The sequence below is a fragment of the Pseudomonas mandelii genome (genome assembly GCF_002251635.1).
Classification (GTDB): domain Bacteria; phylum Pseudomonadota; class Gammaproteobacteria; order Pseudomonadales; family Pseudomonadaceae; genus Aquipseudomonas; species Aquipseudomonas mandelii_B.
Map to the genome: position 1 here is coordinate 1 of NZ_NMOJ01000111.1, position 15,471 is coordinate 15,471.

Genomic DNA, 15,471 nt, shown 5'->3' on the forward strand with positions numbered 1-15,471 from the left:
TGACCGAGTCTCATCAGAAATACTCGGTCGAATGTGGGAGCGGGCTTGCTCGCGAATGGCGCGCAGCGCCAGCCATTCTCAGGGTTTTATGGGGGGCTTGCGCAGCAAACTGAACGCCATCGCCGCCAGAAACAGCACACTCAGCAACAACACCCCCCACAACCCGAACTTCTTCCAGTTCGTGTCCGTCGTCGCGGCCGTTTTCACCGTGGAAGTGTTGCTCACCACCGCCGCACCTTCCACCGACGCCTTGCCAAGCGCCGCCCACTTCTGCGCGCTGTAATCCGGGATCAGCGTCGACAACGGCAGGTTCGCCGCCTTCACCGTCGCACTCCCCAGCGCCAGCGTAAAAGGCCCGGCCCCGCGCGCCAGGAACACCAATTGCGTCGAGCGCACAGCAAACTTCACCGTCGGCGCTTCAGCGCCCAGGCCACCGCCGCGCTCATCCACGACAAGTTTCAACTGCTGCACGGTCTGCCCCGACAGCTGCAATTCGTTCTGCACCACGTCCTGGCCACTCTGGGTCAGGCGATAGAGCAAACCGCTGCTGAGCGGCTGCCACGGCAGGCTGCTTTCGCGACGACCGGACAACGTCACCGGCGCCAGGCTATTGGGCTGACTCAGCTCAACCTGCACCCGCTCGACATTCAGCCCCATCGGCAATTGCCACGTGTATTCACCCGCCTTCACGCTGCTGCCCGTCAGCGGCTGCGACCAGACCAACGGCAGCGGCAGACTGCGGGGGTTCGCGCTTTGCAGCTGCGCAGAGGTCAGCGCCGGCGCCGATTGCGGTGAATTCCACAGCAAGCGCAGATAACGCGCCGATTGCCCCGGCAAGCCGACTTCATGCTGCTCGACCCGCTCATCGGCAAACGTCAGCCGCGCCACCTGCCCTTCGCCCCACGACTGCCAATGCTGCAAGTCGTCGCTGGCCTCGATGGTGAAACGCTGAAAGCCATCCTGCTCGCTGGTCCAGTCGAGGATCAACTGCTGCAACGGCGCCTTGATGGCGCTGGCATCGAGCAACCAGCCGCGGAGTAATTCTTCGCCCGCCTCCAACTGAGTGGACGGCTGCACCTCGACCAAGGTGCCGTTGGCGCTGGATTGCACGCGGATACCCGGCGCCCGCTCCGTGGCGTCCGCCGAGGTGTACAGCGGGAACCATTTCACGTCGGTCAGCGTGCGATTTTCCCGGGTTGACGCCGCCTCGCGCGCCAAGGCGTAGGCCTGGGCCTCGCCGGCAGCGTTGAACACACGGACATCGCTGAGGTCCGTTTGCCGGGCATTCAGTTGCACACTCAAGGGTAAATCGAGGCGATACCAAGGTCCCTCGCCGCTCACCGACAACGGCACCTGCGTGGCGAAGTCCGCCGGTTTTTCCTGAGCGCTGGCGGACAGCGCCACGCCCAGCGCAACCGCGCCCAACCAGCCCAGATTCAACTTCTGACTCAAGACGACACTCCTTCGGTTTCAGGGGCCGGCCTTTCAGCATCCGGCGCAGCCTCGGCACGTTTTGGTGGCAGCGGCGCGAAATAGCCCACCACCAGCAGCAACACGCCGACNCCGATAAACGACACGATCCGCGCCAGCCCGCCACGGTTGCTCAGTTCGACAAAGAACAGCTTGGCGACCACTAGCGCAATCAGCGCCGCGCCGATCAGCCACACTTCGCGACGATGGCGCAGATGGCCGCCGATCATCAGGCCGAGAGCGACCAAGGTCCAGACGATGGACAGGCCAGCCTGCACGAGCATGGATTCAAGCAACGCATCCAGCTCGAACGGCACGCCGCCCCAATGGTGAGCGGTGCGCATCACCAGCGCGGTGAAGAAGACGAACAGCGAGACTCCGGCGATCAATTGCGTGGCATGGGCGACGTAGTCCTTGCGGATCGACAGTTGCGTCACGGCGCTGCGGGACCAGACGTAGACACCGAACAGCGCAAACAGCAGCCCCAGCTCCAGCGGATTGACCAGCGGCACATAGGGCAAAGGCTCAGCCGTGCCGTCGCTGACGCTATTCGCCAGCCAGAACCATCCGAGCATCAGCACCGCCAACGGTGCCGCCGCGAAGAAACGGTATTCGCGTGGATAAGCCGAAACGGGCCACGGCCAGTTGCGCGGCGCCGCCATCAGCACCAGGTACAGACTCGGCAGAATCGCCCAACCCAACCAGCGCCAGGCGTTGTACTGCTCGGACAGCAACAGCAGGCCGTAACGCAGCTCCAGCGCCAGCACACCGATCAACAGCCAGCAGCCGAGCACATGGGCGGTGCTCAGGGCACGCGCCGGCAACATCGGCGCCAGGCGTCGCAGGGAGATGAAATGCACGACGAACACCGCTGCCCAGACCAGCCAACCGAAATCGGCGGCCGGGTGATAACGCGAGTGCCATGCGGCGAGCAGGACCAGACCGGCAGCGGGAATCAGCAAGGTGCAAAGCAGGCCGAGCAACGGCCATTTCAGGCGCAACGCCAACACTGTCCACAGCGCCACGCTCACGGCGGCAACCGCCAGCAGCAAGGTCGCTTGCAGATTCAACGGTGCAAAACGCAGCATTTCACTGATCCACGCCAGCGCCCACCATCCCGCGCCCCACACCAGCAGCACTTCGGACAAACGCTGCAAGCTCAGCACATCAAATGCCGAGGCATGGTTGCCGAGTTGCAAGCGCCAGGCCCCGACCATCGCGGCCAGGCCTAACACCAGCGGCGTCCAGAAGCCGCTGTGGGCCAGTGGCTTCAACCCTTCGCTGGCCAGTGGTCCGAGCAGGTCCGGCCCGGCGAACAGGAACGCTGCGCCGCCAATCACCTGCAACAACAGGCCGAAGACAAAACTCACGCGCTGCTTCAGATACAGACTCAACCAAATGATGAACAAGCCACTGGCCGCCCACACCGCACTCGCAGTCTGCCACGGCAGCACGAACAGCACCGCCAGATTGATCAGCACCAGACCGGCGAGCAACACCACCGACAAGCCGCGCAACAATCGAACATCGCTGCGCACCATCTCGTCACGCGCGGCGAGCAACATGCCGGCAATTAGCGCCAAGCCGATCAGGGAGGCGCTGAGCAAGCCGCTCCAACCCGCGCTGAACACCGCGCCGGACTCACCACTCGAACCTTGCAACCGCAACAGGAACAACGCACCGCCAAGCAATTGCACAGCGAACGCGGTGAACAGGAACGTGCGTGATTGCAGACGCAGACCGACAAACAACGTCGCCAACCCCGCCAGCGCCCAACTGATTGCGGTGCCGTGGGTCAGGAAGAACAACGGCGCCAGCAGATAGAGGAAGGTCAGGCCCAGGCAGGCCAATACCGGCAGCCCTTTGCGCTCCCATTCCGATGTCTGTTCGGGCAAGGCTTTGCGCAATTGATAGAAGCTGAACAACAACGCCACGCCGAGCATCAACGCGCCCAGCGGAGCGCCGTCGAGCAAACTGCCGTCGCCGATGCGCAATTCGCTGACAAACGCGATGGCCGAGCCCAGTTGCAGCAGCAAGGCAAACGCACGAGCCAGCGGTCGTTGCTGACGCAGGCCGAGCCAGAAAATCCCCGCGCCCTCGACGGCCCACGCGGCAGCCGTCCAGCGTGCATCGAGGCCCAGGGGAATCGCCAGGCTGGCAAAGATCACACCCAGCGCCAGGCAGGTTTCCGCCAGCAACAAGGCGCGCCCACCCCTCAACAACCGGGCCAGGCCCATGTAGATAATTCCCAGGCCCAACGCACTGAACGCGGCGGCAAAGTCCAGGTGCTGCACCAGCGCGAACTGCAAGCCAAAGCCCACCAGCGGCGGGCCGAACAGCATGCTGCCGTCGACATAATCGCCCTTGGCCGCCGACCAGCGCAGCAGTGCGCCACGGCTGTCGTCCTCAGGCGCGCCGCTCATCTCCTGCAATTTTCGCCGGGCGAACAACAAGCCGATGGCCAGGTACATCAGGAAAAACACAATCAGAAACGGCTCGGTGCTCCACAGCAGTTCCGGTGTGTAGGAACGCATGCCCCAGGCGAAACCGATGCCGAAGGTGCCAACAAAGCCGATCAGGTTGAGCAAGCGCCAGGCCTTGAACCAGGCGATGGCGAGGATGCCGGCGTTGAGCAGTGCGAAGTAGCTGAACAGCGCCACATGGTTACCGGCACCGGTGGAGGTCAGGATCGGCGCCGCGAAGCCACCGAGTGCAGCGGCAGCGGCCAGGCCCAACGCATCCTGGGTAATCGCNAGNATCGCCGAGAACACCGTGACCGCCACCAGCAGGCCGAGTGCCGCGCCTGGGTCGATCAACGGGTGCAGGCGCATCGCAGCGAACACGGTCAGGTACAACACGGCAATGCCGGTGCCTTGCAGCATCAAGNCGTAGTTGCTGTTGCGTGTCCTGAGCCACCAACCCAGACCGAGCAAACCCAACGCAGCCGCCGCGACCCCGGCGTACCGCAGTTCGATCGGCACCACCATGCCTTCAGTGGCATAACGCAGCAAGAACGCCAGACCGAGGAACAACAACACCACGCCGACCCGCAGGACGGTGTTGCCGCCGAACAGCCAGTTGCGTGCACCACTGATGGCGCGCTCGATAAAATTCGGGCCGCGAGGGACGGCGGGTTGTTGCGGTTCGCGAGTGACCGGCTCAGGTTTCCAGGCATCGTCGGGCAGCGGACGGCTGGTTTGCGCTGCCGTTGCGGCCATCGGCTCGAGTTCGGGCGGGAGGTCCCAGATCAGCTCCGGGGTTTCGACAGGAATGTCATCGAGGGTGAAGTCAGGCGACGGGGCGGCTTCGCTGGCAACCGGCTCGCTGGTTTCAGGCGTTGTGACGCCAGGCACCTCCAGCAATGCCAGGCGTTGCTGCACGCCATTCAGCGCAACCTGAGCCTGCTCCAGCAGACGACGCTGCTCGGCCGCTTGTGAATCCAGGCGGCCGATACGAATGGCTTGGCCAATACCCAACCCGAGCAACGCACCCAACAGCGCATCGCTGAATGACTCGTCGAGTATCCAGCCCAGCACCAGCCCAATCAGCATGAACATCCATTGCATGGTCGATATCCCTAAGCGGCCCCGCTGCGGGGCGAATCCGGGTAAAGCAGCCTCTGGCTGAGTCTAGTGTGAAACCACACAAACCTGTGGGAGCGAGCCTGCTCGCGAAGGGGCCATGACATTCAGCATCGAGGTTGAATGTCAGACCGCTTTCGCGAGCAGGCTCGCTCCCACATTGGATTGCCAGTGCCTGCTGCCCGGTGAAACTGGGGCTTAGTATATCGATCAGGCCCAACAACCGTCGGGCCTTGCTCGCAATTATTGCTAAAAGTTACTCCAATGCCTTCCAGATATCCGTGGCGTACTCGCGAATGGTCCGGTCGGACGAGAACCAGCCCATGCGCGCCGTATTGAGCACCGCCGAACGCCACCACGCCTTCGAGTCGTGCCAATGCGCCTCGACACGCGCCTGGGCATCCCAGTAGGAGTCGAAGTCGGCACACACCAGGAAGCGGTCGTAGTCGATCAGGCCGTCGATCAAGCCCACATAACGGCCCGGATCATCCGGCGAGAACACCCCGCCGCGAATCGCTTGCAGCACGTCGTTAAGTCGATGGGACGCGGCAATGTCCGGCGTGGCATTGAACTCATGGTTCTGCTTGCGCGCTTCAACCTGCTGAGCACTGAGGCCGAAGATGAACATGTGCTCGGGGCCGATGAACTCGCACATTTCGACGTTGGCGCCATCGAGGGTGCCGATGGTCAGCGCGCCATTGAGGCCGAACTTCATGTTACTGGTGCCCGAGGCCTCAAAACCGGCAGTGGAAATCTGCTCCGACAAGTCCGCCGCCGGAATGATGCTTTCCGCCAGGCTGACGTTGTAGTTGGGCAAGAACACTACCTTGAGCAAACCGCGCACGGTGGGGTCGTTGTTCACGGTGCGGGCGATGTCATTGGTCAGTTTGATGATCAACTTGGCCTGGTGATAACTCGCGGCCGCCTTGCCCGCGAAGATTTTCACGCGNGGCACCCAATCGGTGCCCGGCTCGGCGCGAATCGCCTGGTACAGCGCCACGGTGTGCATCAGGTTGAGCAACTGGCGTTTGTATTCGTGGATCCGCTTGACCTGCACATCGAACATCGCCGCCGGGTTGACTGCGATCCCCAGTCGTTCATGAATCAGGTACGCCAAGGCCTTCTTGCTGTGCAGCCGCTGCTCGGCGAAGGCTTTGCGGAATGCAGCTTTCTCGGCAAACGGCTCCAGTTCCTTCAGGCGTGCTTCAGCGTTGTCCAACAGGTCCGGGCCGAGGGCATCGACCATCATCGACGTCAGCTCGGGGTTGGCCTGGTAAAGCCAGCGGCGGAAGGTGATGCCGTTGGTTTTGTTATTGATGCGCTCCGGGTACAGCTTGTGCAGTTCGGAGAACACCGTGCTGCGCATCAGTTGGGTATGCAAACCGGACACGCCGTTGACGCTATGGGAGCCGAGGAACGCCAGGTTACCCATGCGCACGCGGCGGCCGTTGTCTTCTTCGATCAGCGACACCGCGCGCAGCACGTCGAAATCGTGGATGCCCTTGGCCCGCAGCGAGTCAATATGCTGGGCGTTGATCAGGTAGATGATTTGCATGTGCCGCGGCAGCATGCGTTCCATCAGGCCGACAGGCCAGGTTTCCAGNGCTTCCGGCAACAGCGTGTGGTTGGTGTACGAGAGCGTGTCGACGGTGACTTGCCACGCGGCATCCCATGCCACGTCGTAGACGTCGACGAGCTGACGCATCAGTTCGGCCACCGCAATCGAGGGGTGCGTGTCGTTGAGCTGGATCGCCGCGTGGTCGCCCAGGGTCAGGACCGAAGTGTGCATGTTGCGATGGCGGCGCAGCAAATCTTGCAGCGATGCGGAAACGAAGAAGTATTCCTGGCGCAGGCGCAGTTCCTGCCCTGCTTCGGTGCTGTCGGCCGGGTAAAGCACACGCGAGATGCTTTCGGCGCGGGCCACTTCGGCGACGGCGCCCAAGTGGTCACCGGCGTTGAAACGCTCCAGGTGCAGGTCCTCCACGGCCCGTGCACGCCACAGACGCAGGGTGTTCACGCTGGCCCCGCGCCAGCCGACCACCGGCGTGTCGTAAGCAATGGCCCGCACGGTTTCCACCGGGGACCAGACTTGCTTGGACTTGCCGTTTTCATCGGTGACGGTTTCGACACTGCCGCCGAAGCCGATCGGGTAAACGACTTCAGGCCGTTCAAATTCCCACGGGTTGCCGAAATCCAGCCAGTGTTCGGTCTGTTCCTGCTGCCAGCCGTCGACGATGGCCTGGCGGAACAAGCCGTGCTCATAGCGAATGCCGTANCCGTGGCCAGCGATGCCGAGGGTCGACATGCTTTCCATGAAGCACGCCGCCAGACGACCGAGGCCGCCGTTGCCCAGCGCCGCATCGGGCTCCAGCAGGCGGATGCGTTCCAGGTCGACGCCGAGTTCGGTCAGCGCTTCGCGGGCGACGTCGAGCAGTCCAAGATTGCTCAGGCTGTCGTAGAGCAGCCGGCCGATGAGAAATTCCAGGGAGAGGTAGTAAACCCGTTTCTGACCTTTGCGGTAAATCTGCCGGGTGTGATCCATCCAGTGCTCGACCATGTGGTCGCGGGCGGCCAGGGCAATGGCTTCAAACCAGTCGTGGTCGAAGGCGTGGTCGGGGTCTTTACCCACCGCGTAAGTGAGTTTGGTCAAGACGGCATCGCGAAATGCGGCCACCTCTGCTTCGCGAACAAGTGGTTCTTGAGTCATCGATAGGACCTCGAGCGAGCGTGGAGTTGTTGAGCCTAGACGGTCTGACAGGCCGTGGGGGCTCTGGTTCGGCAGTTTTTCCTGATAGTGCGAGATAGGCCGGCATTACATTGTCATGTACCTGAATCAATGCAGGGGCCGTGCCGGATTAACGGTGTTATTTGGGCGAAGGAGAAAAAATCTGGCGAAAGGTTGTTCAAAAATCCACCAGTCCCGGTATGATCGCGCGCCCTGATGCACACGCTGGTAACAACCGATGATGAAGTCCAACCTGATCGCCGCCGCGGAGATCGATCGCCTCGATACCTGGGCCAAATATTCTGCGCCGATGTGCGGCTCGTGTGTATCCAGCTGCTGCACGCTGCCGGTTGAGGTGAAGATCAAGGACCTGATCCGCATTGGCATCGTCGATGAGTTCGAACGCGGCGACCCGCCGAAGAACATCGCCAAGCGTTTGCAGAAAGAAGGCATCGTCGAGCGCTACAACTCCAAATCCGAGATTTTTACCCTGCAGCGCATGAGCAACAACGATTGCCTGTACCTGGATCGTAAGAGCCGTCTGTGCACTATTTATGAAAAGCGCCCGGACACTTGCCGCAATCACCCGAAAATCGGGCCACGGCCGGGGTATTGCGCTTACAAGCCCAAAGAAGTGGCACGTGAGAGCAGCGAGAGCCGTCGTACCCTCGAAAAATTCTGATCCGCAATCTCGCTGGCTGACAGGACGCCATCGCGGGCAAGCCCGCTCCCACAGTTTATTGTGGGTGACACCAGATTCGAGCACGACTCGGACACTGTGGGAGCGGGCTTGCCCGCGATGGCGCCGGCCCAGACAACATCAAACCCCAGACAAACAAAAACGCCCCCGACCTTGCGGTCGGGGGCGTTTTTTTAGCAGCTAACTAAGTCGAGACTCAGTTACCGGCTTTCTTGGCAGCGCGGGTACGCTCGCNTTCGTCCAGGATCTTCTTACGAAGACGGATGGACTTAGGCGTAACTTCGCACANTTCGTCTTCTTGAACGAATTCCAGAGCTTGCTCCAGAGTGAACTTCACTGGTGGAACCAGAGCGATGGTTTCGTCTTTACCCGAAGCACGCATGTTGTCGAGCTTCTTGCCTTTGGTTGGGTTGACGCCCATGTCGTTGTCACGGCTGTTNATNCCAACGATTTGACCTTCGTACACGTCTTCACCGTGACCCAGGAACAGTTTGCCGCGAGCTTGCAGGGTTTCCAGCGAGTAAGTCAGAGCCTTACCGGTTTCTACCGATACCAGAACACCGTTCTGACGGCCGGACATGTCGCCGGACTTCATGGTGTCGTAGCGATCGAAGATCGAGGTCAGGATGCCAGCACCGTTGGTCAGGGTCAGGAACTGGTTACGGAAACCGATCAGACCACGAGCAGGGATGTTGTATTCCAGACGCACACGGCCTTTGCCATCCGGCACCATGTTGGTCAGGTCGCCTTTACGGATACCGATCTGTTCCATGATCGAACCTTGCGATTCTTCTGGCAGGTCGATGGTCACGTCTTCAAACGGTTCCTGCTTCACGCCGTCAACCTGGCGGATGATCACTTCTGGACGACCAACGCCCATTTCGAAGCCTTCGCGACGCATGGTTTCGATCAGTACCGAGAGGTGCAGCTCACCACGGCCGGAAACCTTGAACTTGTCAGCCGAGTCGCCTTCTTCAACGCGCAGAGCAACGTTGTACAGCAGCTCTTTGTCCAGACGTTCCTTGATGTTACGGGAAGTCACGAACTTGCCTTCTTTACCGCAGAAAGGCGAGTCGTTTACCTGGAAGGTCATGGAAACGGTTGGCTCGTCAACGGTCAGAGGCTTCATCGCCTCGACAGTGTGNGGGTCGCACAGAGTGTCGGAGATGAACAGCGAGTCCAANCCGCTTACGCACACGATGTCGCCTGCGAAAGCTTCTTCAACGTCAATACGGTGCAGACCGTGGTGACCCATCAGCTTCAGGATACGACCGTTACGGNNCTTGCCGTCAGCACCGATCGCCACAACTTGAGTGTTCGGCTTGACGCTACCACGGGCGATACGGCCAACGCCGATAACACCCAGGAAGCTGTTGTAGTCCAGTGCCGAGATTTGCATCTGGAACGGGCCTTCACGGTCAACCTTCGGCGGTGGAACGTGGTCAACGATCGCTTGGTACAGCGGGGTCATGTCTTCCGCCATGGCGGTGTGTTCCAGACCGGCAATNCCGTTCAGGGCNGAGGCGTAGATCACTTGGAAATCAAGCTGCTCTTCGGTTGCACCCAGGTTGTCGAACAGGTCGAAAATCTGGTCCAGAACCCAGTCCGGACGTGCGCCTGGACGGTCAACCTTGTTGATGCACACGATCGGACGCAGGCCGGCTTCGAAAGCCTTCTTGGTCACGAAACGGGTTTGCGGCATAGGGCCGTCTTGAGCGTCAACCAGCAGCAGAACGGAGTCAACCATCGACATTACGCGTTCAACTTCGCCGCCGAAGTCGGCGTGGCCCGGGGTGTCCACGATGTTGATGTGGTAGCCGTTCCAGTTGATGGCGGTGTTTTTCGCCAGGATGGTAATACCGCGCTCTTTCTCCTGGTCGTTGGAGTCCATCACGCGCTCGTCGTTGAGCTCGTTGCGCTCCAGGGTGCCGGATTGACGCAAGAGTTTGTCTACCAGGGTGGTTTTACCATGGTCAACGTGAGCAATGATGGCGATGTTACGTAGATTTTCGATCACTTGTGTATCTCGATCAGAGGATTCGGTGTGCTGACAGGTCGTGGCAGCGATTAACAGTAGAGTCAGGCCTTGCCGTTACAGCTTGACGGCAGAGTCGGGGGGCCGGTGACGCAGGCCACAGGCAAACAGCCCCGGGCTCTTAGCTCGGTCGATAAACGCGCACATTGGCATGCCCCTCACTGAGCAAATGGTGGGCATGCAGGCGACTCATCACGCCTTTGTCGCAATACAGCAGGTACTGACGGCTGTTATCCAGTTCCTTGAAACGCGCGTTCAATGCGTAGAACGGCAGCGTTTGCACGTCGATGCCAGCGATTTCCAGCGGCTCATCTTCGGCGGCATCCGGGTGACGGATGTCGACGATAATCTGGCCGGCCAGGGCTTCGCTGACTTCTTCGATTTGCACGTCTTGGCCCAATTCTTCGATTACGCGATCGATCGGGACCATTTTAGCGTTCTCGAGCGCACGCTCCAGAATCGCCATGTCGAACTGTTGTTCTTCGTACTCCACGCGGTTGCGCTTGGCGTGGGTCTTGGGGTTCACCGAGATGACCCCGCAATATTCAGGCATGTGCTTGGCGAAATCCGCCGTGCCGATTTCTTCGGCCAGGTCGATGATGTCCTGCTTGTGACTGGCGATCAGCGGACGCAAGACCAGCTTGTCGGTCACGCAGTCGATCACGGACAGGTTCGGCAGTGTCTGGCTCGACACCTGGGAAATCGCCTCGCCGGTAACCAGCGCATCAATGTCCAGCCGATCGGCAATACGGGACGCAGCGCGCAACATCATACGCTTCAATACTACGCCCATATGACTGTTATCGACTTTGCCGAGAATTTCGCCCAGCACTTCCTCGAACGGCACGCTTACAAATAGCACGCGTTGGGAGCTGCCGTACTTCTTCCAGATAAAGTGCGCGACTTCCATCACGCCCAATTCATGTGCACGCCCGCCCAGATTAAAGAAGCAGAAGTGGCTCATCAGGCCGCGGCGCATGATCTGGTAGGCCGCTACCGTGGAATCGAAACCGCCGGACATGAGCACCAGGGTCTGTTCCAGGGCACCCAGCGGGTAGCCGCCGATGCTGTTGTGCTGGCTGTGGATCACGAACAACCGTTTGTCGCGAATTTCGATGCGAACTTCAATTTCCGGCTCTTTCAGCGAGATTCCGGCGGCACCGCACTGACGACGCAGTTGGCTGCCGACGTATTTCTCGACGTCCATGGAGCTGAAGGTGTGCTTGCCGGCCCGCTTGCAGCGCACCGAAAAGATCTTCCCTTCCAGCGCCTCGCCGAAGTGCTGCTTGCACTTGGCGACGATGTCGTCGAAGTCGCCCAGCGGGTACTCATCCACCTGCAGGAAATGCGCGATGCCCGGCATGCAGCTCAGGCGCTCGGTCATGTCCTTCAAGGCTTTGGCATCGGTGATACGGGTTTCCAGCTCGAGGTTGTCCCACACGCCATTCACCACCACAGCCGGGTCCAGGTCACGGAGCACGGCACGGATGTTCTTGGCCAACTGACGGATGAAACGCATCCGTACCGGTCGGCTTTTGATGGTGATNTCGGGGAACACTTTAACGATTAATTTCATGGAAACAGCGCGCGCTGGGCCAGCNGAAAAAGGGGGGCGCGGATTATAGCGGAAATTGCTCAAGGTTTAACCAGTTAATGTGCAGAAGGTTTTTCGCGCACCAAAACAGGTCATTTGTTGATTTTAACGCTACATTGTAGGGCGAGATTTTCCGCTTACAGATGCTTTGTGCCTTTATAAGCGTGATATTGGGGCAAAAAACCCATGGTGGGGCACTGGCATGCAATTTGCTCTCTTGTGAGGCAGGTTGCCTTGGTCGAGTATTCGCGCCGGCATCACCCACATTCTAAGGGCTTCCACTATCCAGCCCGAAGCCACCCGGAGGACACCATGTCGAAGTCGGTTCAACTCATCAAAGATCATGACGTTAAATGGATTGATCTGCGCTTCACGGACACTAAAGGTACTCAGCACCACGTGACCATGCCGGCTCGCGACGCGCTGGATGATGCTTTCTTCGAAGAAGGCAAAATGTTCGACGGTTCCTCCATTGCCGGTTGGAAAGGCATCGAAGCTTCCGACATGATCCTGATGCCGGACGACAGCACTGCCGTTCTCGACCCGTTCACCGAAGACCCAACCCTGATCATCGTCTGCGACGTGATCGAGCCTTCGACCATGCAAGGCTACGACCGCGACCCACGTGCGATCGCCAAGCGCGCCGAGGAATACCTGAAGTCGACCGGTATCGGCGACACCGTATTCGTAGGTCCGGAGCCAGAATTCTTCATCTTTGATTCGGTCAAGTTCAAGTCCGACATCTCCGGCTCCATGTTCAAAATCTTCTCCGAACAGGGTTCGTGGATGTCCGACCAGGACATCGAAGGCGGCAACAAAGGCCACCGTCCAGGCATCAAAGGTGGCTACTTCCCGGTTCCGCCGTTCGACCACGACCACGAAATCCGTACCTCCATGTGCAACGCCATGGAAGAAATGGGCCTGGTCATCGAAGTTCACCACCACGAAGTGGCGACTGCAGGCCAGAACGAAATCGGCGTGAAGTTCAACACCCTGGTTGCCAAGGCTGACGAAGTTCAGACCCTGAAGTACTGCGTACACAACGTGGCTGATGCCTACGGCCGTACCGCTACTTTCATGCCTAAGCCGCTGTATGGCGATAACGGTTCGGGTATGCACGTTCACCTGTCCATCGCTAAAGATGGCAAGAACACCTTCGCTGGCGAAGGTTATGCCGGCCTGTCCGACACTGCCCTGTACTTCATCGGCGGTATCATCAAGCACGGTAAGGCCCTGAACGGCTTCACCAACCCGTCGACCAACTCCTACAAGCGTCTGGTCCCAGGTTTCGAAGCACCGGTAATGCTGGCCTACTCGGCGCGCAACCGCTCCGCCTCGATCCGTATTCCTTACGTGTCCAGCCCGCGCGCTCGCCGTATCGAAGCTCGCTTCCCGGACCCGGCAGCCAACCCGTACCTGGCCTTCGCGGCCCTGGTCATGGCTGGCCTGGACGGTATCCAGAACAAGATCCACCCTGGCGACGCTGCCGACAAAAACTTGTACGACCTGCCGCCTGAAGAGGCCAAAGAGATCCCACAAGTGTGCGGCAGCCTGAAAGAAGCCCTGGAAGAGCTGGACAAGGGCCGCGCGTTCCTGACCAAAGGCGGCGTATTCAGCGACGACTTCATCGATGCCTACATCGAGCTGAAAAGCGAAGAAGAAATCAAAGTACGCACCTTCGTACACCCACTGGAATACGAGCTGTACTACAGCTGCTGATCCGGTAGCGCCGCTTAACGTGGCGTGACGAAAAGACCTCCTTCGGGAGGCCTTTTTTGTGCCTGCAATCCAGAAATCGACGCAGTACCAATGTGGGAGCGGGCTTGCTCGCGAATGCAGTGTGTCAGCTTGCATTGATGGTGGCTGACACTCCGCTTTCGCGAGCAAGCCCGCTCCCACAAGGGTTTTGTGGTGTCTGGGGGATCTCTGTAAATCATGCCCAAATGTTTACAACTTGGGACAACCCCCGCCCCTGACCTATGCTGCACCCCAACGCTTTCGTTTCTGGTTGATTTTATGGGTCGTGGATTTCTTTTGATGTGGCTGCTGATCGCCCTGCCCGCCGCAGCGCAGATCTATAAGTACACCGACGCCTCCGGCAACACCGCCTACAGCAATCAACCGCCCGATGGCGTCAAGGCGCAGCCGGTCGATTTGCCACCGCTCAACAGCGTTGCGCCCCAGGCACCGCCTGCGCCCGCTGCCGAAGCCGGCCACCGAGAGCAGCCGCGTAGCGCCTATGAGGTGCTGGAGTTGACCGGTTTGCCCACCGACGAAGCCCTGCGCGCCAACAACGGCACGTTCACGGTCAGCGTCATGATCAAACCGCGCCTGCACGCGCCGCATCTGCTCAGGTTGTTGCTTGATGGCCAACCCTATGGGCAATCGAGCAACGTGCCGATCCTGCAACTGGTGAACATCGACCGTGGCGAACACAGCCTGGCGGTGCAGGTGATCGATGGCGAGAACATCGTCCAGCAAAGCCCGACGGTGACATTTACCGTGCAACGGGTGCACAAGCGATGAGGACGTGGCTGCTGATCGCCTGTCTCGTCGCGCTGCCGGTCACAGCAGAGGTGTTCACCTACGTCGACGCTCAGGGCAACCGGGTTTACACCGACCGGCCAGGCTCAGGCAACGCCAAGCGTGTGCCGCTGGCGACGAGCAATCGCATGTCCGCCAACCCCACCAGTGCGGCGCCATTGATTGCTTCGCAAATAACCGAAGACAAACCATTGTTCCATTACGACATGCTCCGCGTGCTGGTCCCGGAACCGGACGCTACGGTCCGTAGCAATGCCGGTGAGCTGATCGTCAGTGTCACCAATGAACCCGGCCTGCAACGAGGGCACCGCTACCGATTGCTGCTCGACGGCCAACCCACCGCCGAGCCCGGCCTCAGTCCGGTGTTTGCCCTGAGCAATATCGACCGCGGCAGCCACAACCTGTCCGTGGAAATCCTCGACGAACAAGGCCGCATCGTAGAACGCACGGCCAATCAACCCTTCCAGATGCTGCGCATCTCCCTCGCGCAGAAGCGCAAAGTCAAACCCTGCGCCCTCACCGACTTCGGCCAACGGCCGGAATGTCCGCTCAAAGACAAACCCGAGGAAGAAAAAAATCCCTTCCTGCGTTTCTTCTAACGCCGTTCAGCTTTGCGCACTATATTGGTGCAATCGGTTGCACCGTTCCCACATCTCAACCCATTTTGGTTCGAAAGTACCCGCGAAAGCTGGCAGAACGCCACGCAAACGAGCGTCAAACGCCCGTTTCAGGGCTTTAACGCTTCTTTTCGGAGCCTTGGTTTGGTTTTTGCATTTTCCTTGTATCAGCGTGTGCCTTAAGCCCGCGCCCTGCTCCAAAAGA

General features: G+C 59.9%; 9 protein-coding genes. 4 read left to right on the forward strand and 5 right to left on the reverse strand.

What is annotated here, in order from left to right:
* Window positions 1-78: 78 nt before the first annotated feature.
* From B7L09_RS15520 to B7L09_RS15530, 3 genes are all read right to left on the reverse strand, one after another.
* Entirely contained in the window at window positions 79-1,452 is a 1,374-nt protein-coding gene (locus tag B7L09_RS15520) for a DUF3999 domain-containing protein (protein ID WP_094469567.1), read from the reverse strand.
* Entirely contained in the window at window positions 1,449-5,036 is a 3,588-nt protein-coding gene (locus B7L09_RS15525; protein ID WP_094469568.1) for a DUF2339 domain-containing protein, read from the reverse strand. The genes B7L09_RS15520 and B7L09_RS15525 overlap by 4 nt, the downstream gene beginning before the upstream one ends.
* A gap of 271 nt (window positions 5,037-5,307) precedes the next feature.
* Window positions 5,308-7,758: a glycogen/starch/alpha-glucan phosphorylase gene (locus B7L09_RS15530; protein ID WP_094469569.1), complete on the reverse strand. Its 2,451-nt coding sequence runs from the start codon at window positions 7,756-7,758 to the stop codon at window positions 5,308-5,310.
* Window positions 7,759-8,014: 256 nt separating this feature from the next.
* Between B7L09_RS15530 and B7L09_RS15535 the strand changes: the two genes are divergently transcribed.
* Window positions 8,015-8,458, forward strand: coding sequence for a YkgJ family cysteine cluster protein (locus B7L09_RS15535; RefSeq protein WP_094469570.1), 444 nt, complete (start codon window positions 8,015-8,017; stop codon window positions 8,456-8,458).
* Window positions 8,459-8,672: 214 nt separating this feature from the next.
* Here B7L09_RS15535 and typA read toward each other — a convergent pair whose 3' ends face one another.
* Both typA and thiI read right to left on the reverse strand, forming a co-directional pair.
* Window positions 8,673-10,493: a translational GTPase TypA gene (gene typA, locus B7L09_RS15540; protein ID WP_094469571.1), complete on the reverse strand. Its 1,821-nt coding sequence runs from the start codon at window positions 10,491-10,493 to the stop codon at window positions 8,673-8,675.
* 139 nt (window positions 10,494-10,632) lie between these two features.
* Window positions 10,633-12,087 carry a tRNA uracil 4-sulfurtransferase ThiI gene (thiI, locus tag B7L09_RS15545; RefSeq protein WP_094469572.1) on the reverse strand — a complete coding sequence of 485 codons (1,455 nt, stop codon included), beginning with the start codon at window positions 12,085-12,087 and terminating at the stop codon, window positions 10,633-10,635.
* A gap of 330 nt (window positions 12,088-12,417) precedes the next feature.
* Here thiI and glnA point away from each other — a divergent pair, with 330 nt between their 5' ends.
* The 3 genes from glnA to B7L09_RS15565 all read left to right on the forward strand — a co-directional run bounded on the left by glnA (window position 12,418) and on the right by B7L09_RS15565 (window position 15,248).
* Window positions 12,418-13,824, forward strand: coding sequence for a glutamate--ammonia ligase (gene glnA, locus B7L09_RS15555; protein ID WP_017138628.1), 1,407 nt, complete (start codon window positions 12,418-12,420; stop codon window positions 13,822-13,824).
* 297 nt (window positions 13,825-14,121) lie between these two features.
* On the forward strand, window positions 14,122-14,631 hold the full coding sequence (locus tag B7L09_RS15560) for a DUF4124 domain-containing protein (protein ID WP_094469574.1): 510 nt from the start codon (window positions 14,122-14,124) through the stop codon (window positions 14,629-14,631).
* A complete protein-coding gene (locus B7L09_RS15565) occupies window positions 14,628-15,248 on the forward strand; it encodes a DUF4124 domain-containing protein (RefSeq protein WP_094469575.1) in 621 nt (206 codons plus the stop codon). Before B7L09_RS15560 ends, B7L09_RS15565 begins: the two co-directional genes overlap by 4 nt.
* Window positions 15,249-15,471 lie beyond the last annotated feature (223 nt).